We start from the raw sequence: 23,208 nt of genomic DNA, 5'->3' as shown, positions 1-23,208 counted from the left end.
CGGTGGGCTCGGGGTCGCTTCTACCGGCCCCGGCGGGCCGCAGACAGGCCCGCCGATCCCCCTCTGCGCCCGGTGCGGGACGAGGAGGGGCCAGTCTGCGAGAGGGGGATCGACAGGCCCTGCCTCGCGCGGCGGGATTGCCGGACGGTGGTGGCACAGCACGACCCGCCCACCCCGGGCACCACGTCGACCACCAGGAGCGCAACATGGCCCGCACGCACGACATCACCGTCCCCGACATGACCGGCAGGCGCGTCGTCCTCACCGGCGGCAGCGACGGCATCGGCCTCGCCCTCGCCCGCCGTCTCGCCGCCGCCGGCGCCGATCTCGTCCTCCCCGTCCGCGACCGGGCGAAGGGTGAGGCGGCGGCCGCCGCGATCTGCGCGAGCACCCCCGGGGCCAGCGTCACCCTCGGCTCCCTCGACCTGTCCTCGCTCGCGTCGGTCGCAGCGTTCGCGGCGCGGCTGCACCGCGAGGGTCGGCCGATCCACGCCCTGGTCAACAACGCCGGCGTGATGACCCCGCCCGAGCGGCGGACCACGGTCGACGGCCACGAGCTGCAGCTCGCCACCAACCACCTCGGCCACGTCGCGCTCGTCGCGCACCTGCTCCCGCTGCTCCGCTCGGGACGGGCCCGGGTGACCTCCCAGATCAGCGTCGCCGCCCGGAGCGGCACCGTCAGCTGGGACGACCCCGACTGGGAGCGCTCCTACCACCCCATGCGCGCCTACAGCTCCTCGAAGATCGCGTTCGGTCTCTTCGGGCTCGAGCTGGACCGGCGCAGCAGGGCCGGGGGCTGGGGCATCACGAGCAACCTCAGCCACCCGGGCGTGGCGCCCACCAGCCTGCTCGGCGCGCGCCCGGAGATCGGCCGCACGGGCGAGAGCACCGCGATCCGGATGATCCGGCGGCTGTCGGCCGTGGGCGTCGCCGGGACCCCCGCGACCGCCGCCCTCCCCGCGCTCCTCGCCGCCACGTCACCCGACGCGGGAGGCGGTCGCCTCTACGGTCCGGCCGGGTTCCAGCACCTCGCGGGCCCGCCGGCCGAGCAGGCCCTGTACCGGCCCCTGCGCAGCCTGGAGGACGGCCGACGCGTCTGGGAGCTGTCGCAGCGGCTCGCCGACGTGGCCTTCCCCGACGTGCTCGCGGTCGGCCCGGTCCGCGTCGAGGGCGCCGCGTGAGCACGGCTCCCCCCGCGCACGGGACGGACCGGTGGGCCCGGCGCCTGCTCCGCGTCGGCCTGGTCGGCGCGGCGGCGTGCACCGTCGTCGTGGCCAGCGCCAACGTCGTCGTGGCGACCCGCGCCGGTGACCACGTGACCAGGGAGCTCGGCGCCGTCGAGCCGGCCCAGGTGGCGATCGTGCCGGGGTCGTTCGTGCACCCCGACGGCTCGCTGGGCCGGGTCGTGGGGGAGCGCGTCGCCTCGGCGGTCGCGCTGCACGAGGCGGGCACGGTCGACAAGGTGCTGGTCTCGGGCGACAACGGCACGCCGGCCTACAACGAGCCCGACGCGATGCGGGACGCCGTACTGGCCGCGGGCGTGCCCGCCGAGGACGTGTTCGTCGACTACGCCGGGTTCAGCACGTGGCACACCATGCGGCGCGCCCACGACGTCTTCGGCGTCGAGAGCGCCGTCGTCGTCACCCAGGACACCTACGTGGTGCGCGCCGTCGACCTCGGCACCGCGGCGGGGATCGAGGTCCAGGGGTACGTCGCGGGCGACGCCGGGCGCCACGTCCGGGAGGCGCTGGCCCGGGTCCGCGGCCTGGGCGAGGCGACGTGGCGCCCACGGGTCACCGGCGGTCCCACCATCCCGATCGACGGCGACGGACGCACCTCGTGGTCCGCCACCGGACCGGACGGCGCCTGACGTGGCCGCCCTGCCTCTGCCGGCCGCCCTGGACCGCCCCCTCGGGTCGGGCGGGCGGCGCCGCGCCCTGGTCGCCGGTGTCGCGGCCTCCCTCGTGCTCACCGGGTGCTCGGGGGCCGCCACCTCCGAGCCCGAGGCGTCCGCACCACCCGCCCCGACGACGTCGACCGCCGCCGCCGCCGCGGCGCCGGCCCCGGCGGTGTCGGTCCTCGGCCTGGCCGAGCAGACCCACCGGGGCGACCAGCTGCGCCTGGGTGCCGTGCGGGAGCGGACGGCGTGGTCCACGTCGTACGACGTGACCTACCGCAGCAGCAGCACGACCGGGGACGGCGGCGTCGAGTCCTACACGATCTCGGGGGTGCTCGACGTGCCCCGGGGTGACGGGCCGTTCCCGGCGGTGGTGCTGGCGCACGGCTACATCGATCCCGACGTCTACGTGAGCGGGCAGGGGATGACCCGGGAGCGGACCCACCTGGCGTCGCGCGGGTACGTCGCGCTGCACGTCGACTACCGCAGCCACGCCGGGTCCGACGACGACCCGGACCACCGTCGCGAGCTGCTCCTGGGCTACAGCGCCGACGTGGTCAACGCGGTCCGCGCGCTGCAGGCCACCGACGAGGTGCCGGTGGCCGACGACCGCATCGCGCTGCTCGGCCGCTCGATGGGCGGGGGCGTGGTGCTGAAGTCGCTGGTCGCCGAGCCCGGGCTGGTGCGGGCGGCGGCGCTCTGGGCGTCGGTGTCGTCGCTCGAGGCGGAGAACTTCGAGCAGTTCCGGGGAGACGCATCCGCCGACGACGCCGAGGTGGCGGAGCTCGCCCGCCGCGGGGCGCTCCCCGGGGACGACCCGGCGTGGTGGGAGCAGAACTCGTCGCGCCCCTACCTCGACCGGATCACCGAGCCGGTCCTGGTGGTCCACGGCCGGCGAGACGAGTCGTGCCCGCCCCGGTGGGCGGACGCGACGCAGGACGCGCTGGTCGCCGCCGGCGTCGACTCCCGCCTGCGGTGGTACGACGACGCCCACGCCTTCGGGCCGTCGTTCGGCGCCGCGATGGACGACACGGTGGCGTTCCTCCGGGAGCAGGGCGTCTGAGGGGGTGGCCGCCGTACGAGGCCGTCGGGCGGGCCACCTAGGCTGGGGCGTCGCCCGAGCGAGGAGGTTCCGCGGTGGACGCAGTCCTCGACCTGGCCCGGTCGTCGCTCGGGTCGCCCTGGCTCTACGCAGTCGTGCTCCTGCTCGTCGTGGTCGACTGCTTCCTGCCCGCCGTGCCGAGCGACGAGGTGATCATCGCCGTCGCGGCGCTGACCGTCGCGTCCGGCGACCCGTGGACCCTCCTGGTGCTGCTGGCGGTGGCGGTCGTCGGCGCGTTGATCGGCGACAGCATCGGCTTCGCCATCGGGGGCAGGCTGCCCCGCGAGCGCCTGCGGGAGCATCGGCGGTTCGCGAAGTTCATCGAGGCCGCGGACCGGCAGTTCGCCCGCCGTGGCGCGCGCATCGTGGTGACGGCCCGCTTCCTGCCGGTGATCCGGATCGGCGTGAACCTCGTCGCCGGCGGAGCGTTGCGCTACCGCGTGTGGCTGCCCCTCGCCCTGTGCGCCTGCCTGCTGTGGGGGAGCTTCACGGTCGGCGTCGGCGCCGTCGCGGGGTTCGGCCTCAGCGACCAGCCCTGGCTGGCGATGGGCGTCGGGATGGTGCTGGGCCTCTGCGCGGGGGTCGTGATCGACAAGGTCGCCTCGGCGCGGGAGCGGCGACGCAGCCCGGAGGATGCCGCACCTGCGGTCGTGCCCGGCCCCTGAGGCCGGCCCGCGCCCCGTTCCCCCTCCGCTCGGGGCGGGCACCCCGGATGGGTCGTGCGAGGCCGACCGTGACGTCACCGGCCGGTCACCCGCAGGCCCCTTGCGGGCCTCCCGGCGCCGTCCTAGCGTCGCGCCATGGGGGCTCGGGGGCGCCAGCGTGCGCGGGGTGTGGACGGTCCGGCGAGCCGGGCCCTGCTGTCGACCGGGAGGTTCTTCACCCGGTGGGACGAGACGGACGACGGCCGCGCCGTCTTCCGCGAGGGCGGGCGCGCGGGCGACGTCTTCTACCGGGACCGGTGGAGCCACGACAAGGTGGTGCGGTCCACGCACGGGGTGAACTGCACCGGGTCGTGCTCGTGGAAGGTGTACGTCAAGGACGGCATCATCACGTGGGAGACCCAGCAGACGGACTACCCGTCGGTCGGCCCGGACCGTCCTGAGTACGAGCCCCGCGGGTGCCCCCGCGGCGCCGCGTTCTCCTGGTACACCTACTCGCCGACGCGCGTGCGCTACCCGTACGTGCGGGGCGTCCTGCTGGAGATGTACCGCGAGGCCCGGGGCCGGCTCGGGGACCCGGTGCTGGCCTGGGCGGAGATCACCGGCGACCCGGAGCGACGTCGCCGCTACCAGCAGGCCCGGGGCAAGGGCGGCCTCGTGCGGGCGAGCTGGGACGAGGCGATCGAGATCGCCGCCGCCGCCCACGTGCACACCATCCGGACCTACGGTCCCGACCGTTGCGCCGGCTTCTCGCCCATCCCGGCGATGTCGATGGTGTCGCACTGCGTCGGCACCCGGTTCATGCAGCTGATCGGCGGCGTCATGACGTCGTTCTACGACTGGTACGCCGACCTGCCGGTGGCCAGTCCGCAGGTGTTCGGCGACCAGACGGACGTGCCGGAGTCCGGCGACTGGTGGGACGCGACGTACCTGATGATGTGGGGCTCGAACGTCCCCGTGACCCGCACCCCGGACGCGCACTGGATGGCGGAGGTCCGCTACCGGGGCACGAAGGTCGTCACGGTCAGCCCCGACTACGCCGACAACACGAAGTTCGCCGACGAGTGGATGCCCGCGCAGGCGGGCACCGACGGGGCGCTGGCCATGGCCATGGGCCACGTGATCCTCACCGAGCACTTCGCGACGCGGCGCACGCCGTTCTTCGCCGACTACGTCGGTCGCTACACCGACCTGCCCTTCCTCGTGCGGCTCGAGGAGCACGCCGACGGCGGGCTCGTGCCCGGCAAGTTCCTCACCGCCGCCGACCTCGGGGCGGATGCGGGGGCGGGTGCGGGGGAGGGCGCGGAGGAGGGCGCGGCGGAGGACGCCTGGAAGACCGTCGTGCTCGACGCCGCCACGGGCGAGCCGGTGGTGCCGAACGGCTCCCTGGGCTTCCGGTACGCCGAGTCCGGCAAGGGCCGCTGGAACCTCGACCTCGAGGGCGTCGACCCCCTGTTGTCGGTGGCCGACGGGGTCGGCACGGTGGAGGTCGACGCCGCCGAGGTGCTGCTCCCGGCGTTCGTGGCGGCGGACGGCGAGGGCTCGGTGCTGCGCCGCGGCGTGCCCGTCACGCGCGTCGGCGGCCACCTCGTCACCACCTCGCTGGACCTCATGCTCGCCCAGTACGGCGTCGTGCGGGACCTCGACGGCGCGCCGCTGCCCGGCGAGTGGCCCACCGGGTACGACGACGCGGCCACGCCGTACACGCCGGCGTGGCAGGCGGAGATCACCAGCGTCCCCGCCGAGCAGTGCCTGCGGGTGGCCCGGGAGTTCGCCCGCAACGCGGAGGAGTCCGGCGGGCGCTCGATGATCATCATGGGCGCGGGCGTCTGCCAGTGGTTCCACGGCGACGCCACCTACCGGGCCATGCTGGCGCTGCTCATCCTCACCGGGTGCATGGGGCGCAACGGCGGCGGCTGGGCGCACTACGTCGGGCAGGAGAAGTGCCGCCCCGTCACCGGGTGGATCTCGCTGGCGAACGCGCTGGACTGGTCGCGTCCGCCGCGCACGATGACGGGCACGTCGTACTGGTACATGCACACCGGGCAGTGGCGCCAGGACGGGTACTCGGCGGACTCGCTGGCCTCGCCGCTGGCCGAGGGGCACCTCGCGGGCAAGCACACCGCCGACGCGATCGCCCAGTCCGCCCGCCTCGGCTGGATGCCGTTCTACCCGCAGTTCGGCATTAACCCGCTGCAGGTCGCGGACGACGCGGAGGCCGCCGTCGCCGAGGGCCGCGCCGCGGACGCCGCGTCGTACGTGGCCGACGCCCTGCACCGGCGCGAGCTCACCCCGGCCATCGAGGACGTGGACGCGCCCGAGAACTGGCCGCGGACCCTCGTGCTGTGGCGCTCCAACCTGCTGGGCTCGTCGGCGAAGGGCAACGAGTACTTCCTCAAGCACCTGCTGGGGACGCACTCGAACGTCCGCGGCGTCGACGGGGAGGGCGGCGAGGCGCCGGACGTCCCGCGCCCGAGCGAGGTGGCCTGGCACGACGAGGCGCCGGAGGGCAAGCTCGACCTGCTCGTCTCGGCCGACTTCCGGATGACGTCGACGACCCTGCTCTCCGACGTCGTCCTGCCCGCCGCCACCTGGTACGAGAAGCACGACCTGTCCTCGACCGACATGCACCCCTTCGTCCACGCGTTCACCCCGGCGATCGACCCGCCGTGGCAGGCGAAGAGCGACTTCGACACCTTCCACCTGCTGGCGCGCCGGTTCTCGGAGATGGCCCGCACCCACCTGGGGGTCCGCAAGGACCTGGTGAGCGTCCCGCTGCAGCACGACACGCCGGGTGAGGTCGCCAACCCCGGCGGCCGGGTCGCCGACTGGCGCGACGCCGACCGACCGGGTCGCCCGGGCCGCGACCTGCCGGTGTTCACCGTCGTGGAGCGCGACTACACGGCCATCGCCGACAAGCTGGCGACGATCGGGCCGCTCGCCGACGAGCTGGGCTTCACGGTCAAGAACGTCACCTACCGCCTGGGCGAGGAGGTCGAGCGGCTGGCGCGGACCAACGGCGTCATGCTCGGCGGCGCCGGCGACGGGCGTCCTGCGCTCGACACCGACGTGAAGATGGCCGAGGCGATCCTGTCGTTGTCGGGCACGACGAACGGGCGGCTCGCCCTGCAGGGCTTCCGGACGCTCGAGGAGCGGGTGGGCCGGCCGCTGGCCGACCTGGCCGAGGGGTCCGAGGAGCGGCGCATCACGTTCGCCGACACCCAGCGCCAGCCCGTCCCGGTCATCACGAGCCCGGAGTGGTCGGGCTCGGAGACCGGCGGGCGCCGCTACGCGCCGTTCACGGTGAACATCGAACGGCTCAAGCCGTTCCACACCCTGACCGGGCGGATGCACTTCTACCTCGACCACGACTGGATGTCCGACCTCGGCGAGTCCCTCCCGACGTACCGGCCGCCGCTCGACATGCACCGCCTGTTCGGGGAACCCCGGCTCGGGCCCGACGGGGCGACGGTCACCGTGCGCTACCTGACGCCGCACTCGAAGTGGTCGATCCACTCGGAGTACCAGGACAACCTGCTCATGCTGTCGCTCTCGCGGGGCGGGCCGACCGTGTGGATGAGCCCGCAGGACGCGGGCAGCATCGACGTCCACGACAACGAGTGGGTCGAGTGCGTCAACGCCAACGGCGTGCTCGTGGCGCGCGCCATCGTGAGCCACCGGATGCCGGCCGGGGTCGTGTACGTCTACCACGCCCAGGAGCGCACGATCGACGTGCCGAGGTCCGAGGCCACGGGGCGCCGCGGCGGCATCCACAACTCCGTCACGCGGCTGCTGGTGAAGCCGACGCACCTCATCGGCGGCTACGCGCAGCTGTCGTACACGTTCAACTACCTCGGCCCGACCGGGAACCAGCGCGACATGGTGACGACGGTGCGCAAGCGCTCCCAGGAGGTGCGGTACTGATGCGCGTGATGGCCCAGATGGGCATGGTCATGAACCTCGACAAGTGCATCGGGTGCCACACCTGCTCGGTGACCTGCAAGCAGGCGTGGACCAACCGCGCCGGCACCGAGTACGTCTGGTTCAACAACGTCGAGACCCGGCCCGGCCAGGGATACCCGCGCCGCTACGAGGACCAGGAGCGCTGGCGCGGCGGCTGGGAGCTCGGCCCCCGCGGGAACCTGCGGCTCAAGGCGGGCGGGCGGCTCAAGAAGCTGTTCGGCCTGTTCGCCAGCCCGGTGCAGCCCGAGCTCGGCGACTACTACGAGCCGTGGACCTACGACTACCAGAACCTCGTGGAGGCGCCGCTCGGCGACGACTTCCCGGTCGCCCGGCCCAAGTCGCTCATCACCGGCGAGGACACCCGGATCACGTGGTCGGCCAACTGGGACGACAACCTCGGCGGCTCCAGCGAGATGGGCCACCTCGACCCGGTCGTGGAGAAGCTGCGCCGCGAGTCCGAGGACAAGGTGCGCCTCGAGCTCGAGCAGACCTTCATGTTCTACCTGCCCCGCATCTGCGAGCACTGCCTCAACCCGTCGTGCATGGCGTCGTGCCCGTCCGGCGCGATCTACAAGCGCAGCGAGGACGGCATCGTGCTCGTCGACCAGGACCGCTGCCGCGGCTGGCGGCAGTGCATCACGGGGTGCCCGTACAAGAAGATCTACTTCAACCACCGCTCGGGCAAGGCCGAGAAGTGCACGTTCTGCTACCCGCGGGTCGAGGTCGGGCTGCCGACCGTGTGCTCGGAGACCTGCGTCGGGCGCCTGCGCTACCTCGGCCTGTTCCTGTACGACGCGGACGCCGTCACCGCGGCGGCCTCCGTCGAGGACCCGCAGGAGCTGTACGAGGCGCAGCTCGACCTGATGCTCGACCCGCACGACCCCGAGGTCGTCGCCGCGGCGCAGGAGAGCGGCATCCCCGCCGACTGGCTCGACGCGGCCCGGCGCTCGCCGGTCTACGCGCTGGCGAAGACCTACCGGGTGGCGCTGCCCCTGCACCCGGAGTACCGCACGATGCCGATGGTCTGGTACGTCCCGCCGCTCTCGCCGGTGGTCGACCTGCTGTCCTCCCAGGGCCACGACGCGGAGGACGCCGGCACCCTGTTCGGCGCCATCGAGGCGCTGCGCATCCCGGTGGAGTACCTCGCCGAGCTGTTCACGGCCGGCGACACCGACGTCGTCACCGGCGTCCTGCAGAAGCTCGCCGCGATGCGCGCCTACATGCGGGGCGTCACGCTCGGCCGGGAGCCCGACGCGTCCATCCCGGCGGCCGTCGGGATGGGGGAGCAGGAGCTGTACGAGATGTACCGGCTCATGGCGATCGCGAAGTACGAGGAGCGCTACGTCATCCCCACCGCCCACGTCGAGGACGCCCACCGGCTGGAGGAGATGGGCTGCTCGCTCGACTACGACGAGGGGCCCGGCATGTACGACTCCGGCCCGTTCGGCGAGGCGAGCGGGGCGCCGGTGCCCGTCGCGGTGGAGACGTTCCACGCGCTCCGCGACCGGCAGACCACCGACCGGGCCACGTCCGAGGAGTCGATGCGGGGCCGGGTCAACCTGCTGAACTGGGACGGCAACGGGCGCCCGGAGGGGCTGTTCCCCGCGCAGCGGCCCGCGAGCGGGGAGGACCCGCGGTGAGGCGCCGCCGCGACGAGATGACGACCCGCGTGACCTACCAGGTCGCCGCGTGGATGCTGTCCTACCCCGACGAGGACCTGGTGGGCCGCCTGCCGGCGTTGCGCGCCGCGCTGGAGGAGCACCCGGGCGTCGACCCGGCCCTGGGCGTGCTGGTCGACCACCTGGCCCGGACCCCGCTCGCGACGCTCCAGAGCGAGTACGTCGAGCTGTTCGACCTGGACCGCAAGCACGCGCTGCACCTGTCGTACTGGACCGACGGCGACACCCGGCGCCGCGGCGAGGTGCTGGGGCGGTTCAAGAGCGCGTACCGGGCCAGCGGCTGGCTCGTCGACACCGGCGGGGAGCTGCCCGACCACCTGTCGATGGTGCTGGAGTTCGCGGCGCTCGCCGACCTCGAGGCCGGCAGCGCGCTGCTGCTCGACTTCCGGCCGGGGCTGGAGCTGCTGCGGTTCGCGCTGCTCGAGCGGGGCACGCCGTACGCCGGTGCGGTCGCCGCGGTCTGCGCCACGCTGCCGGGGGAGTCCCCGGCGGACCGGCGGGCCGCCATGGCGATGGCCGGCCCGCCGGCGCCGGAGGCGGTCGGGCTCGAGCCCTACGACCCGCGGCTGCTGCCGGTGATCGGCCAGGGGGCGGGCGCGTGAGCACCGTGCTGTGGGGCGTCCTGCCGTACCTCGTGCTCGTCGTCCTCGTGGCCGGGACGGCCTGGCGCTACCGCTACGACAAGTTCGGCTGGACCACCCGCTCGTCGCAGCTCTACGAGTCGCGGCTGCTGCGCATCGGGTCGCCGCTGTTCCACGCCGGCATCCTCGTGGTGCTCGTCGGCCACGTGATCGGGCTGGTGATCCCGGAGTCGTGGACGAGGGCCGTGGGTGTGAGCCAGGAGCTCTACCACGTGAACGCGCTCGTGCTGGGCGGCCTGGCGGGCGTGATGACGCTCGGCGGTCTGCTCATCCTGCTGTACCGCCGCCGCACGACCGGGCCGGTCTTCATGGCCACCACCCGCAACGACAAGCTCATGTACGTCGTGCTCGTCGCCACCATCGCGCTCGGGCTGTGGACCACCCTCAAGGCGGTCGGGGCCGGCCACGAGGCGCACGACTACCGCCAGACGGTCTCGCCCTGGTTCCGCTCGCTGTTCACGCTGCAGCCGGACGTGGAGGCGATGGCCGCCGCCCCGACGCAGTTCCACGCCCACGTGCTCGTGGCGATGGCCCTCTTCGCGATCTGGCCGTTCACGCGGCTCGTGCACGCCTTCACGGCGCCGGTGCACTACCTGTTCCGCCCCTACATCGTCTACCGCAGCCGCGACGACGTCGCCGCCGCCCGCCCCGCCCGCCGCGGCTGGAGCGCGGTGGGGACGTCCGACCGCGACCGGCCGTGAGCCGGCCCGACCCAGGAGAGCCCATGACGACCACGAGCCCCGCCGGCACCGCGGCGGACCTGACCGGCCAGGGTCGCAACCTGGCCCTGGCCACCTTCGCGTTCGTCGTCAGCTTCTGGGCGTGGAACCTCGTCGGCCCGCTGGGCGTCCGCTACGCGCAGGACCTCGACCTCACCGGCTCGGAGAAGTCGCTGCTGGTGGCGATCCCCGTGCTGGTCGGCTCGCTGGGGCGGATCATCGCCGGGGCGATGACGGACCGGTACGGCGGCCGGGTCATGTTCCCGCTGCTGCTCGCCGCGTCCGCCCCGTTCGTCCTCCTCGTCGCGTTCGCCGGGGAGCGGGGGTCCTACCCCCTGCTGCTGGTGTTCGGCTTCTTCCTGGGCGTGGCCGGCACGACGTTCGCCGTGGGCGTCCCCTTCGTCAACGCCTGGTACGACGCGCCCCGCCGCGGGTTCGCGACCGGCGTGTTCGGCGCCGGCATGGGCGGCACGGCGCTGTCGTCCTTCTTCACGCCTCGCCTCGTCGAGTCGTTCGGGTACACCACGACCCACGTGCTCGTCGCGGTCGCCCTCGTCCTCACCGCGGTGCTCTGCTGGGCGTTCCTGCGGGACTCCCCGCGATGGACGCCGAACCACAACCCGGTGCTGCCGAAGCTCGCGCTCGGCCTGCGCCTGCCGGTGACCTGGCGGATGTCGTTCCTCTACGCCGTCACGTTCGGCGGGTTCGTGGCGTTCTCGACGTACCTGCCCACCTACCTGACCGACGTCTACGCGTTCGACCTGACGGGGGCGGGCACGCGCACGGCGGGCTTCGCGATCGCCGCGGTGCTGGCCCGTCCGCTCGGCGGCGTCCTGGCCGACAAGGTGGGCCCGCGGACCGTGGTGATGGCGTCGCTGGCGGGCACCGCGGTCCTCGCGGTGGTCGTGGCGCTCGAGCCGCCGGCGGAGGTGCCCGCGGGCATCGCGTTCGTGCTGCTCGCACTGTTCCTCGGCCTGGGCACCGGTGGTGTCTTCGCCTGGGTGGCCGTGCAGTCGCCGCCGGAGAAGGTGGGCACCGTGACGGGCCTCGTCGGTGCTGCGGGCGGTCTCGGCGGCTTCTTCCCGCCACTGGTGATGGGCGCGACGTACGGCGTCGTGCTGGACGACTACGGCCTCGGCCTCGCCCTGCTCGTCGTCGTGGCGCTGGGCGCGCTGCTGTTCACGGCCCGGCAGCCGGCCGGGCGCGGAGAGGCCGGGCGGGCCTGACGGGCTGCGTCTCCCCGTGTCCTCGTCGACTCACGCCGGTGGGGCCGTGGACCGCAGCGTGACCACGGCAGCCACGCTGTCGAAGCCCGGCGCCGACAACGTGAGCGTGATGTCCTCGCTCACCCCTGCCGGGACCACGTAGTCCACCCAGAACGACGGGGCCGTCGTCGACGGGGCGACGGTGAGCCAGCCGGTGACGATCGTGCCGTCCCCGACGAACGCCCACCCGCTGCCGTAGTCGACCTCGAACAGCTGTGACCCGCCGGCAGCGTGCCAGGGCATGACGACCGTGAGCTCCAGCGGCGACGTGCTGGGGTTCGTCGCGCTGACGGTCACCCGCCGCATGGCGGGGTCGGGTGCCGGACCCTCGGACAGCGCGAGCGCCAGCACCGGGGATCCGGGCGCGCTGGCGGCGAACGCAGGAGCGGTGGCGACGACGCTGACCACGGGGACCGACCAGGCGGTGGCGCGCAGGACGGTGCGGCGGGAGGGGGAGGGCACGCTGCAGGGTGTCACCGATGGGCCCGGGACGCAGGGGAACGCAGAAGCCGGTGCCCGGGCGGCAGCGGCGGGGTGACTCCGGCTCTCAGACGAGGTTGCGGACCCGGTCGGTCAGCTCGTCCCGCACGGCCTGGGTGACCGCGTCCTGCACCGCCTCGTTGAGCGCCTCGGCGTCGTCGAGGTCGGACAGGACTGCCCGTACGTCGAGCTCGTCGACCGCGCGGGTCAGGACGTCCTCGGTGGGCAGCGCGTCGTCGACCACGGAGTCGGGGACCAGCCGGATGGCGCCCTCCACGAAGCGGTTGAGGTCGGCGCCCTCGAGGGCCTCGTCGACGAGCGAGGAGGACGGGGGGAGCGCGTCCTCGTCGGCGAGCTCGCCCACCGCCGCACGCAGCCCGTCGCGGACCGCGTCGACCTGCGCGTCGGTGGGTTCGTCCTGCTGCGCGAGCTCGAGGGTGAGGGCCTCGCGGCTGACGTCGAGGGTGCACGCGGCGTCGTCGATCCCGCGCAGCACGAGCTGCTCGGTGAGGCCCTCGATGCCGTCGGCCTGCGAGGCCACCGAGCGGTCGGCGCAGGCGTCGGCCGGACGCAGCGGCGCGAAGTCGCCACCGCCGGCCGCGACCTGCGCGCCGACGACGCCGGCCACGAGGGCCAGCGCCAGCCCGGGGAGCGCACCGGCCCGCAGTCCGGCGCTCACGCCGTGCTCCTGCGGGACCGCGACGCTGCGCCCACAGCGGCCGTCAGCACGACGGAGAGCAGCGCCAGCCCGGCGAGGCCGGCGCCGAGGAGGTAGGAGTCGCGGAACGCCCGCGACACCGACCGGTCGAGCTGGTCGTCGAGGCCGCGCTCGAGGTCGGCCACGACGGCCTCGTCCTCGGCCCGTACGTCGAGCTCCGCGAACGCCCCGTCCAGCTCGGGCACCTGGCCGCGCTGGTCGGTGAGGTGGGAGCCCAGCGCCCGGGCGACGGCGATCTTGTCGTCGGGCCGCAGCGGCGCGTCGAGCACCAGCGCCGCGATCGCCTCGGTCGCGGGCTCCTCGGCGTCGAGGAGGTCGGCGGTGAAGACCGGCGTGAGCACCGCCAGCCCCAGCACGACGCCGAGGTGGCGCGCGCTGATGGTCCAGGCCGCGTGCCGGGCCCGGGGGAGCCGGTCCTTCATCGCGAGGTGCGTGAGCTGGTCGACGCTGAGCCCCAGGCCGAGACCGACGAGCGCCTGCGGTGCGACGGTCCACCACAGGTCGGCCGACGGCGGGAGCGCGAGACCGACGAGACCGCCGGCGACGAGCACGCAGCCCGCGGCGAGCTCGAGGTCGGGCGTGGTCCGCAGCAGCCGCGCCAGGGGCTGGGCGGCGAGCGCCGCGACGGGGATGACGGACACGGTGAGGGCGGCGGTGGCGGGGGAGTGGCGCCACCCCTCGACGAGCAGCAGCACCAGCAGGAAGAGCGCCGCGGTCAGCGCGGCCGAGAGCAGGGCGAGGGTGACGTTGTGGCCGATGACGGGGCGGTGCGCGACCGGCGGCTCCGGGGCGGCGGGGTGCCCTTCTCGCCGGGTGCGTACGGCGAGCGCCGCCGGCACCGCGAGCGCCGCGAACGGCACCTGGGCGATGAAGATCGCCTGCCACGAGATGGCCTCGGTCAGCAGGCCGCCGGCGACCGGGCCCGCCGCCGTACCGACCACACCGGCCGTCACCCACGCCGCGACGCCCCGCCGCTCGCCGGAGCGGGCGACGAGCAGCTCGAGCGCACCGACGAGCGCGAACGCCCCGCCGACCGCCTGCAGGCAGCGGGCCGCGATGAGCATCTCGATCGTGGGGGCGGCCGCGCACCACGCCGACGCGCCGGCGAAGACGGCGATGCCGGCCGCGGCGAGGATGCGCGGGCGGACGCGGAGCGGTCGCAGGGCGGCCGGTACGGCGAGCACCCCCAGCACGAGGTTGTAGGAGATGAGCACCCACGCGACCTCGGTGACCGACGCGTCGAGCTGCTCGAGCATCTCGGGCAGCGCGAGCGTGACGATCGCCGAGTCGGCCAGCACGAGACCGACCGTGACGGTCAGCAGCAGGCCCACGAGTCGGTGCACCGGGTCATCGTCGCAAAGGGGTGGTGGGGGAGCGCGGGCGCGTCGCCGCGTGCTCCGCCGGGTCGTCGGGGACCTTCAGCTCGCGTCGGCGTCGGGATAGGGGTCTGCGAACTGGTTGAGCGCGTCCAGGTACCGCCCGCCGACCTCGATGCGCGTGACGTCGCGGTACCGCCAGCGCTCGCTCGCGCGGGCCCACTCTCCGTCGCGACCGACGTAGTGCAGCGTGAAGCGCTTCTTCCCGTGGTCGAGCAGGCGTCCGATCGCGAGCGGTTCGCCCTCGAGCACCTCCAGGTGGATAGCGAAGATGTCGGCGGTGGCGGCCGCTGCGGTGAGCAGCTCGACGGTGCCTACGTCCGGCGCGCAGTCGAACGACGCCACGGGCCCGTTGAGGGCTGTGATGGCCCGGTGGTGGTAGGGGTCGTCGTCGCGGAACCAGATGCGCGAGACGTCGCGGAGCCGCAGCATCGCGATGTCGTCAAGGTGGACACCGTCCGCCAGCGCGTGCAGGACGACCCAGTCGTCGGTCAGGGCGATGACGAACCCGTCGATCTGGTCGGCCTCGAATTGGTCCCGGACCACCGTGACGATCCGTCCGTCGGTCAGCGAGCTCTCGAGCCGGCGGAGGATCTTGGTCTGCTTCATGGGCCCGAGTGTGGACGACCGGCCGGCGCGACGCCGCCCGTTTGTCTGGTCGAAACCACGGTGCATCGCTCCGCTGCGAACGGTCCCAGCGGAGCTGTGGTACCCGGACCAGGTCGGATAAGAACGTCTGACGAGATGTCAGCGAAAGCGAACCTGCAAGCCTTCGTCGTGCTCGAGTTCGAGGGTTGGTGGCGGGGAGGGGGAGTCCCAGATGGCGGCGTACGCCTCGCTGACGAGAGGCCACACCTGGTCCTGCCCGTCCTGGATCGACTCGATCCGTGGGGCGAGGGCGCCGATCACGACGAACTCGTGAGGGATGATCCGGCCGGCCGTGTCGGTCCGACCTTGGGGGTCGGGGAACCGAAGCGCCACGTCGGACCCCTCGCGACGCCACGCCTCCGGCTGGTCGCGGAGAGCGCCGAATGCGCGTTCGTAGAGGGGGAGTGGGTCGTGCAGACCGGCGTCGAGCAGGAATCGGAAGACCCAAGAACGTCCCCGCGTCGCCCAGATGAGCCGTGTGACCTGAGCGGGCCCGACGCTCACTTGGCCTTCCGCATCACGTTGTCCGCGACCCCCTGCTCGAGGTCGAGCTTGAGTTGTGTGAGGGTGGCGCGCAGGTAGTCGTGCTGAGCGCGTGCCTGCTCGTTCATCTCCCGGAGCTTGGGACCAGCCAGTTCCACGGCTTCGGCAAGGATCGGGACGACCCTGGCGGCAACCTTCGAGGCCTTTCCGGTCTTCGGCAGTCTCGCCAACGCCTTCTCCAACAGCACGAACTTTCCACCGGTGAGTCCCGCTGCCAGTAGTTCGGCGCCATCGGCGAGAGAGTCGAGGACCTTCATGGGGATGGTCAGCCTCGACTGCCACTGAACGCGGCGCTCGAGCGGCAACAACGAAGCAACGGGAAGGACGAGATCGACACCGACGCGTCGGGTGAGGTCGATCTCCACGGGCGCACCGGCGTTGGACGCGAGCTGGAACTTCGCGGAGGACAGCAGCATGAAGTCCTCGCCGATCGCGAGCGCGTCGGGGGTGTCGATCAACTGCTGAAGCGTGGTCCGCAGACTCTCGATCTCCTCAGCTGCCTTGAGGATGACCAGGTCGCGGAAGGCGTGGACGTCCATGTCCGGCAGCAGGTCAGCCTTGGACAGGGAGAGGATCCAGATGCGCGGGAACTCGACCAGTCGCCCCTCGCCGGACAGGAGGTCGTCCTTGAGACGCAGCAGGTTCTGTCGGAAGTTGCCCAGCACCGACTTGAGGTAGCGCTCCTCCTGCCCCTCGTAGTCGAGGAGCTTCTGCCCGTCCACGAGCAACAGGGCGACGTCGGACTTGAGCAGCGATCGGAACGTGTCCGTGCGCCGGTTCCGCTCCTCGTCGCTGGAGGGCTCGTCCTGGAACCAATCACCTGGGTAGTCGTGCCAGGCGAGCCGGAGAACGTCGAAGGGCCGCTTCTTGGCGGCGTCCAGGTCCGCGCCTCGAAGCTTCAGGGAGAAGTAGTAGGTGGTGTTGGCAAAGCGGGTGGCCATCGGTGCCGTCGCGTTGTCCCGCATGCCCAGGTAGTTCTGGTACAGCCGGTTGCCCTGGCCGGTGTCATCTGCGACGAGGTCCCAAAGATCGTTCTTGTAGGACCCCTCCTGGGTCGGGCCGAAGAAGGAAGAGACGAGCACTGTCTTGCCCGATCCGCTCTCACCGAACACTGCGACATGCTGTTCCCGGATCCGGGGGTACTTCGCCATGAGGGGAACCTAGCGCGGCGGGCCGACGGCTGGCATGTGTTCCTGGCTTCCGGTCGGATGTGCCAGGCCCGCACAAGCTGCAGGAATCGCGTCGGGCTCAAGAGCGGTCGATCAGTGGTCGGGATGACGCTGCCACCGGGTGGTGTTACCCACGTCATGACCGAGCGACCGCATCTCATCCCCGACGAGACCCACCCCATCACCGTCACGCCCACGGAGGGCCGGGTGGTGGTGACGCGCCACGGCCGGGTCATCGCCGAGACCGAGCGCGCACTGACGCTGCAGGAGGCCGACTACCCGCCGGCGCAGTACGTCCCGCTCGCCGACGTCGACGCGTCGGTCCTCGAACGGACGAGCCACGCGACGTACTGCCCCTACAAGGGCGAGGCGGGCTACTTCTCGCTCGTCGACGGTGACGAGCGAGCGGAGAACGCGGTGTGGGGGTACGACGCGCCGTACGACGCCGTCGCCCCCATCGCGGGTCACGTGGCGTTCTACCCCGACCAGGTCGAGATCAGCGTCGGCTGACCGACGTCACCGACCGGCCGAGGCGGGGGCACCCGTCAGGACCCGCACGGCCAGCGACGTCGTCGCCTCGACGTTGAGGAACCCCACGACGCGGCTGACCCGGTCGACGTCGAGCGGCAGCAGGCCGGGTGTGCCGGGCACATCGGGGGTCAGCCCCAGCTCGAGGTCGTCGTGGCCGCGCATCATCGAGACGTTGAAGTCGTAGCGCTCCCGCGCCCCGGGCGCGGTGAGGTGGCGTACGACGCGCGCGCCGAGGCGGGGGCTGCCGTTGTCCACCGCCCACGAGTCGAGGGCGGCGGCGACGGTGCTCCCGTCGCCGTGCTCGACGTCGGCCCACACCGCCTGCATCGAGCCGGCCGCCTTGAGGAGGATGGCGGCCGTCTTCTCCCCGATCCCCGGTACGCCGGGGAGGTTGTCGCTGGCGTCGCCGCGCAGCGCGGCGTACGCGAGGTAGTTCTCCGCAGCGACGCCGTACATCGTGTGCAGCCGCCGGGGGTCGAGCAGCGGCGAGCCGTTGATGCCGCCGTCGATCAGCCGCAGCACCTTCGTGTGGTCGCTGATGTGGGCGAAGGTGTCGCGGTCGGAGGTGATGATGACGCAGTCCCAGCCGTGCCGGCCCGCCCAGGCGGCGCCCGAGGCGCTGACGTCGTCGGCCTCGAGACCGGGCGGGGTGAGCGTCGCCAGACCGAGCGCGTCGAGCAGCGCTCCCGCCCGCTCGAGCTGCCTGATCAGCTCGGGGTGCTTCTCGGCGCGGCCGGCCTTGTACGCCGGGTAGGCGTCGCGGCGTACCGACGCCGTCCGGTCGTCGAGGCCGAAGAGCACGGCGTCGGGCGCGAACCGGTCGATGGACTCGATGATCTGCCGCAGCATCCCGTGCAGCGCCCAGACCGGCCGGCCGGCGCGGTCGAGAGCCCGGGTGTGGGCGCGGGCGTGGTGGTTGCGGTGCAGCAGCGATGGCGCGTCGACGACGAGCAGCAGCTTGCGGGTGTCGTCGTCGGGGTGGGTCATCGGGGATCGGAGCCATCGTAGGGGCCCGTCCTGCGTGGAGGCCACGGCGTCTCGGCGGCGTCGTGGGACGACCGGCGGTGGCACTCACCGTGACGGGTGCTGACCTCCGGTGGTGCGTGGGTCCAGGCCGTACTGGCGCGGTACGCCGAGGTTCGCGCGCAGGGTCGTGCCCGGGTACTCCGTGGGATAGACGCCGCGCTGCTGCAGGATCGGCACCACCTCGTCGACGAAGGCGTCGACACCGTCCTCGTAGATGTCCGGGGTGATCCAGAAGCCGTCGGCCGCTCCCGCCTCGAACCACTCCTGCAGGTGGTCGGCGTGGAGCTCGCCCGGGCCGACCACGGTGGGGTGGAAGTCGATCACGCCGTGGGCGAGGACGTCGCGCGGGGACCACCCCCTGCGTGCCACGTCGAGCGCGATCGACGACCGGGGGTCCATCGGTGAGGCGTGGGCGGAGGCCAGCTGCTCCGCCGTGAGCGGCTCGTCGAACCGAGCCGGGTCGATGTGGATGCCGAGCACCGCCCCGAGGTGGGGCAGACGGGCCTCGATGACGTCGCCGGCGTAGGTCAGGCGCCGGTCGAGGCCCTCGCGCACGGTGGGAGCGACGGTGGTCATGACGCCGGGGATGTACTTGACCTCGTCAGGGTCACGGCCGGCCTCGCGTGCCGCCTCCCGCACGAGCTCGCGCTGCGCGCGCGCCTCCTCGATGGTCCACACCTCGGCGATGAAGCCGCTGGCGTAGCGGCCCGCGATCGAGAGCAGGTGCGGGCTGGGGCCGCCCGACGTGAAGACGACGGGCTGGCCCTGCTCCGACGGGGGGATCGCGAGTGGGCCGCGGGACGCGACGTGCTCGCCCTGCAGGTTGACCGGCTGCAGCTTCGTCGGGTCGATGAAGCGGTTCGCCGCCTGGTCCTTGATCCAGGCGTCCTCCTGCCAGCTGCCCCAGAGCGCCTGGACGATCTGGATCGTCTCGTGCGCGCGCTGGTAGCGCTCAGCGCGGTCGGCGACGGGCCGCCCGTAGTTGGCGGCGACGGCGGGGTCGCTCGTCGTGACGGCATTCCAGCCTGCACGGCCGTGGCTCAACACGTCCAGCGCCTTGAACTGGCGGGCGGTGTTGAACGGTTCCTGGAACGTCGTCGACCCGGTCGCGACGAAGCCGATGTTCGTCGTCTCTCGTGCGACCGCGGTCAGCTGGATCAGCGGGTCCATGAGGTTGCTGATCGTGGAGTGCTCGACATCGCCGCGCACGGCGGGGAAGTCCGGGGTGAAGAGGAAGGCGAACTTGCCGCGCTCTGCCGCCTTGGCATGGCGGACGGTGGCGTCGACATCCGCGTACGTCCCGGGGTCGACGTGCGGGGCCCGCCAGGCGCCGTGCAAACCCCCGTAGCCGTCGATCATCCCCATCGCGAGGATGAGCTTCTTGTCCGTCGCGGTCATCGGGCCACCGCCCCGTCGACGAGCGTTCCGGCCTCGGCCGCGGGCGCAGCGGCCGAGGCCGTGCCGCCCGTGGCGCCCGTGGCGGCGGTGCCGGCCTCGTCGGTGGAGACCCCGCCGTCTGCCGGACCCGACGCCCGGCCGACGAAGAACGCGCCGACCAGGACGACCACCCCGATGGCGAAGGCGGTCAGGAAGGCGGCGTTCGCGGCCGACGTCGCCTGGGCCGTGTCGAGCACGCCGGCGTCGCGGGCGCCGGATCCGATCGTGTAGGCCGAGATGAACACCGCACCGAAGGCGGCGCCGGCGAGCTGTTGCGCGGTGGCGAAGGCCGAGGCGCCGTGGGGATAGAGATCGGGGCGCAACCCGCCCATCGCGCTCGTGGTGAGCACCGCCCACATCGCGGCCTGAGCGCTGGTGAACACGAGCCACGCGACGATCAGCGTGGCCACGCTCGTGCCCTCGTCCACCCCGCTCAGGAACCAGAGGACGGCCAGCCAGACGACGGCCGCGGGGATCATCAACGGGCGTGGACCGAGGCGGTCGTACATCCGGCCGCTCGCTGCCGCGAAGATGGGGATCGCCACTCCGCCCGGGACCAGGAAGAGACCGAGCTGGAGGATGCTCAGACCGGTGACGTTGGTCAGCACCAGCGGGAGCACGACCAGCAGGCCGATCGCGTTGCCCGCGACCAGGAGCATCACCAGCAGGGGCGCGGTGAACGACCTCCGGAGGAAGATCCGCATGTCCAGGAACGCCCTGTCGCGACGCTGCAGCGGGATCTGCCGCAGGACGAACCCCACCAGAGCCACGACACCCACCGCGATCGGCAGGTAGGGCGAGATCGGGGTGTGCCCCGAGGACGCCTCGCCGATCAGCGAGAGTCCGTAGACCAGGCCGCCGAACCCGAGCGCGGACAACAGCAACGACGGCACGTCGAGGGCCACCGGCTCCGGCGTGGTGGTGTTGCGCAGCTTCCAGGCGCCCAGGGCTAGGGCAGCGCCCGCGAACGGCAGCATCAGGATGAACAACCAACGCCAGTTCAGCGTCGACAGCACGAGGCCCGAGAGGGCCGGGCCGACCGCCGGCGCCACGGCCGGGACGGCCGTGGTGATCGCCATCATCTGGCCGCGACGAGCGGCCGGCACCAGGCGCATGGTCGTCGTCATCAACAGGGGCAGGAACACGGCGGTACCGGAAGCCTGGACGACTCGCCCGGCAACCAGGACGCCGAACGTCGGCGCGGTCGCGGCGAGCGCCGTCCCGACGACGAACAGCGACATCGCAACCAGGAAGATCGTGCGCAGGTGGAACCGTCGCATCACGAAGCTGCTGGCAGGGATCAGCACGGCCATGGTCAGCAGGAAGCCCGTCGTGACCCACTGACCGGTGCTCGGGGTGACCCCGAAGTCCTCGATCAGCGTCGGGAGCGCGACTCCCAGGAGCAGCTCGTTGAGGAAGACGATGAACGTGGAGACGATCAGGATCCCGATGACCAGAGCGACGCCCGGTGGGAGCCGGTCGTCGGAGTGGGCCGTCGGCGCCGCCGCGAGGTCAGGGGTCGGTGGGGTGGTCATGTGCGTGCTCGCCATCTCGTGTGGTGCGGAACAGGTTGGTCGCTGCGACGTGCCCGGCTCGTCGGCGGCCACGGTCGGGTCCAGCCAGCGGGCAGGGCGGCACGAGGCGTCGACGGGGAGGGTCGGCCGGCGATGCGGCGTCGACGGTCCTCGAGGGCCACTCGAGCGCCGGTGCTTCGATGGACCGGATGAAAACGGATGCAGTGTCCGTTCAATTGGAACGTTACGGAGGCAGTGTCCGGTTGTCAACGAACGGGGTCAGGAAGTGGCGGACGACACGAGGGTGCCCTGGTACGGCGGCCGGCGTACGGCGCGGTTCGGCCGGCGTACGGCGCGGTTCAGCTCCCCGGTGCGGCGGCGTGCCGACGGGCCGTCTCACTCCCGCACGGGGGACCCGGTCAGGACGCCGGCGTGGAGCGCGGGGGAGCGGCCGGCACGCGCCAGCCCTCGCGCGCGATGGCTCGGAGGGAGTCTCCGGACCCCTCGTCCGCCAGTCGTGCGGCACTGACCCACTCCGATGCCAGCACGGTGAGGACCAGGTCCCGATCACGGACCCACGGACGGGCGCGGCCGGCCGCCTGGGCAGCAGCGAGGAACCGGCCGGTGATCTCGACGAGCAGCTCACAGGTGATGGCCAGCGGCGAGGTGGTCTCGCTGAGGGCCTCCCGGAGAGGGCCGGGCAGGCCGTCGAAGACCGTCACGTAGTCACCCAGCGCGGTCAGCCACAGCTCCAGTGCTGCGAGCGCGTCGCCCTCCTCGGCCTCGATCTCCGCGCGGCGGGCGTCGAGCTCCTCCCAACGGGCCTGCAGGAGTGCGGCGAGGAGGGACTCCCGCGTCGGGAAGTGGCGGTAGAGGGTGCCCGGCCCGAGGCCCGCGCGTCGGGCGATGTCCTGCATCGCGCCGCTCACGCCCTGCTCGGCGAAGAACCCCTCCGCGATGTCGAGGATGCGCAACCGGTTGCGCTCCGCGTCAGCGCGTGACTTCCGCGGCGTCGCCTCTTGGTGGGCCACCATCGAACCTCCTCGTCGAAAGCGGAGAACGCATCCACATGATCACGAGGCCACGAGCTCGCGCAAGCTCGCCCCCCGGGCCGAGTGTGTGAGACCCGGTGATGGCTGGGTGGAGCCGATCGGCACCGGCGACGATGACCGAGGTGTCGAACGAGCTCAGGCTGGGGGCGACGCGTAGAGGGTGGTGTCCGGCCACAGCCGCGGAGCCACCCGTCGCGCGACGACCCCGGCCGGCATCGCCCACGGGACCACGACGGCGACGGCCGGCTGTCCGGGTGCGGTCAGCGTCATCTCGAACCGCCCGTCCTCGGACACGGCCTCCCACGAGACGGTGAGGGCGGGCCCCCGGGCGCCGGGCGCGACGGTCGCGGTGAAGACGTGGCTCGTGCCGGAGCCGGCGTACTCCCAGCCCGCGTAGTTGATCGAGGTCCACCTCGAGGTCGCGGTGACGCTCGACATGGGCACGATCGCCGAGACGGTGACTGCGTCGGTGGGCGACAGGTTGACGGCACCGATGCGCGCCTGCCCGTTCGCCAGGTGCTCCGTGTACGGCTCGAAGGTGGCGGCCACGCTCGCGGCGTACGCGGGAGCGGCGACGGCCACGGCGACGGCGGGTGCCGTCCATGCGGTGGCGCGGAGGACGGTGCGGCGGGACGGCGTCGGGGTCACGGAGGCACGATCGCACGGTGGGAAGTGTCGCGTCCCGGGAACGACGGAGGGCCCCCGCCACCCCCTGGGGCGGCCGGCCCGCGCCGTGGACGACCCGACGCACGATCCGTGCCGCGCGGCCCGAGCTCGACGGGACTG

Annotated in this window: 21 protein-coding genes; 10 read left to right on the top strand and 11 right to left on the bottom strand. The window is 72.8% G+C overall.

Annotated features, from left to right (window positions below):
• The first annotated feature begins 206 nt into the window (after window positions 1-206).
• The 9 genes from ACOACO_RS13125 to ACOACO_RS13085 all read left to right on the top strand — a co-directional run bounded on the left by ACOACO_RS13125 (window position 207) and on the right by ACOACO_RS13085 (window position 11,889).
• A complete protein-coding gene (locus ACOACO_RS13125) occupies window positions 207-1,181 on the top strand; it encodes an SDR family oxidoreductase (protein WP_420296718.1) in 975 nt (324 codons plus the stop codon).
• A complete protein-coding gene (locus tag ACOACO_RS13120; RefSeq protein WP_420296717.1) occupies window positions 1,178-1,870 on the top strand; it encodes a SanA/YdcF family protein in 693 nt (230 codons plus the stop codon). Before ACOACO_RS13125 ends, ACOACO_RS13120 begins: the two co-directional genes overlap by 4 nt.
• A 1-nt stretch (window position 1,871) precedes the next feature.
• Window positions 1,872-2,960, top strand: coding sequence for an alpha/beta hydrolase family protein (locus ACOACO_RS13115; protein ID WP_420296716.1), 1,089 nt, complete (start codon window positions 1,872-1,874; stop codon window positions 2,958-2,960).
• A gap of 74 nt (window positions 2,961-3,034) precedes the next feature.
• Window positions 3,035-3,664 carry a DedA family protein gene (locus ACOACO_RS13110; RefSeq protein ID WP_420296715.1) on the top strand — a complete coding sequence of 210 codons (630 nt, stop codon included), beginning with the start codon at window positions 3,035-3,037 and terminating at the stop codon, window positions 3,662-3,664.
• A gap of 135 nt (window positions 3,665-3,799) precedes the next feature.
• A complete protein-coding gene (locus tag ACOACO_RS13105) occupies window positions 3,800-7,585 on the top strand; it encodes a nitrate reductase subunit alpha (protein WP_420296714.1) in 3,786 nt (1,261 codons plus the stop codon).
• Window positions 7,585-9,264, top strand: a complete 1,680-nt coding sequence (gene narH, locus ACOACO_RS13100) for a nitrate reductase subunit beta (RefSeq protein WP_420296713.1) — start codon at window positions 7,585-7,587, stop codon at window positions 9,262-9,264. Before ACOACO_RS13105 ends, narH begins: the two co-directional genes overlap by 1 nt.
• Window positions 9,261-9,905 (top strand): nitrate reductase molybdenum cofactor assembly chaperone, encoded by a 645-nt coding sequence (narJ, locus tag ACOACO_RS13095; protein ID WP_420296712.1) that lies wholly within the window; start codon window positions 9,261-9,263, stop codon window positions 9,903-9,905. Before narH ends, narJ begins: the two co-directional genes overlap by 4 nt.
• Window positions 9,902-10,645: a respiratory nitrate reductase subunit gamma gene (gene narI, locus ACOACO_RS13090; RefSeq protein WP_420296711.1), complete on the top strand. Its 744-nt coding sequence runs from the start codon at window positions 9,902-9,904 to the stop codon at window positions 10,643-10,645. Before narJ ends, narI begins: the two co-directional genes overlap by 4 nt.
• Window positions 10,646-10,668: 23 nt before the next feature.
• Entirely contained in the window at window positions 10,669-11,889 is a 1,221-nt protein-coding gene (locus ACOACO_RS13085) for an MFS transporter (RefSeq protein WP_420296710.1), read from the top strand.
• A gap of 30 nt (window positions 11,890-11,919) precedes the next feature.
• Here the strand turns inward: ACOACO_RS13085 and ACOACO_RS13080 are convergent, their stop codons facing one another.
• The 6 genes from ACOACO_RS13080 to ACOACO_RS13055 all read right to left on the bottom strand — a co-directional run bounded on the left by ACOACO_RS13080 (window position 11,920) and on the right by ACOACO_RS13055 (window position 16,844).
• Window positions 11,920-12,390, bottom strand: a complete 471-nt coding sequence (locus tag ACOACO_RS13080; RefSeq protein ID WP_420296709.1) for a hypothetical protein — start codon at window positions 12,388-12,390, stop codon at window positions 11,920-11,922.
• Window positions 12,391-12,475: 85 nt separating this feature from the next.
• Window positions 12,476-13,087 (bottom strand): hypothetical protein, encoded by a 612-nt coding sequence (locus tag ACOACO_RS13075; protein WP_420296708.1) that lies wholly within the window; start codon window positions 13,085-13,087, stop codon window positions 12,476-12,478.
• The gene (locus ACOACO_RS13070; RefSeq protein ID WP_420296707.1) at window positions 13,084-14,469 is read right to left on the bottom strand and encodes an MFS transporter; all 1,386 of its coding nucleotides are present in this window, start codon (window positions 14,467-14,469) and stop codon (window positions 13,084-13,086) included. Before ACOACO_RS13070 ends, ACOACO_RS13075 begins: the two co-directional genes overlap by 4 nt.
• A gap of 75 nt (window positions 14,470-14,544) precedes the next feature.
• Window positions 14,545-15,111 carry a hypothetical protein gene (locus ACOACO_RS13065; RefSeq protein ID WP_420296706.1) on the bottom strand — a complete coding sequence of 189 codons (567 nt, stop codon included), beginning with the start codon at window positions 15,109-15,111 and terminating at the stop codon, window positions 14,545-14,547.
• 138 nt (window positions 15,112-15,249) lie between these two features.
• Window positions 15,250-15,654: a hypothetical protein gene (locus ACOACO_RS13060; protein ID WP_420296705.1), complete on the bottom strand. Its 405-nt coding sequence runs from the start codon at window positions 15,652-15,654 to the stop codon at window positions 15,250-15,252.
• Window positions 15,651-16,844, bottom strand: coding sequence for a TRAFAC clade GTPase domain-containing protein (locus tag ACOACO_RS13055; protein ID WP_420296704.1), 1,194 nt, complete (start codon window positions 16,842-16,844; stop codon window positions 15,651-15,653). The genes ACOACO_RS13060 and ACOACO_RS13055 overlap by 4 nt, the downstream gene beginning before the upstream one ends.
• A gap of 156 nt (window positions 16,845-17,000) precedes the next feature.
• Between ACOACO_RS13055 and ACOACO_RS13050 the strand changes: the two genes are divergently transcribed.
• The gene (locus tag ACOACO_RS13050; RefSeq protein WP_420296703.1) at window positions 17,001-17,372 is read left to right on the top strand and encodes a DUF427 domain-containing protein; all 372 of its coding nucleotides are present in this window, start codon (window positions 17,001-17,003) and stop codon (window positions 17,370-17,372) included.
• A gap of 6 nt (window positions 17,373-17,378) precedes the next feature.
• On the opposite strand, the gene ACOACO_RS13045 is transcribed toward ACOACO_RS13050, so the two are convergent.
• The 5 genes from ACOACO_RS13045 to ACOACO_RS13025 form a co-directional block, all read right to left on the bottom strand.
• Window positions 17,379-18,380, bottom strand: a complete 1,002-nt coding sequence (locus ACOACO_RS13045; RefSeq protein ID WP_420296702.1) for a 5'-3' exonuclease — start codon at window positions 18,378-18,380, stop codon at window positions 17,379-17,381.
• Window positions 18,381-18,464: 84 nt separating this feature from the next.
• Complete coding sequence (locus tag ACOACO_RS13040; RefSeq protein ID WP_420296701.1) at window positions 18,465-19,817, bottom strand: NtaA/DmoA family FMN-dependent monooxygenase; 1,353 nt, start codon at window positions 19,815-19,817, stop codon at window positions 18,465-18,467.
• On the bottom strand, window positions 19,814-21,463 hold the full coding sequence (locus ACOACO_RS13035; RefSeq protein WP_420296700.1) for an MFS transporter: 1,650 nt from the start codon (window positions 21,461-21,463) through the stop codon (window positions 19,814-19,816). Before ACOACO_RS13035 ends, ACOACO_RS13040 begins: the two co-directional genes overlap by 4 nt.
• 326 nt (window positions 21,464-21,789) lie before the next feature.
• Window positions 21,790-22,404: a TetR/AcrR family transcriptional regulator gene (locus ACOACO_RS13030; protein WP_420296699.1), complete on the bottom strand. Its 615-nt coding sequence runs from the start codon at window positions 22,402-22,404 to the stop codon at window positions 21,790-21,792.
• A gap of 153 nt (window positions 22,405-22,557) precedes the next feature.
• Window positions 22,558-23,070 carry a hypothetical protein gene (locus ACOACO_RS13025; RefSeq protein WP_420296698.1) on the bottom strand — a complete coding sequence of 171 codons (513 nt, stop codon included), beginning with the start codon at window positions 23,068-23,070 and terminating at the stop codon, window positions 22,558-22,560.
• Window positions 23,071-23,208 lie beyond the last annotated feature (138 nt).

The organism is Nocardioides sp. CPCC 205120, from assembly GCF_048654585.1.
GTDB lineage: Bacteria > Actinomycetota > Actinomycetes > Propionibacteriales > Nocardioidaceae > Nocardioides.
Note: the sequence above shows the minus strand (reverse complement) of the source record. Positions and strands in the feature narration are given on the sequence as shown.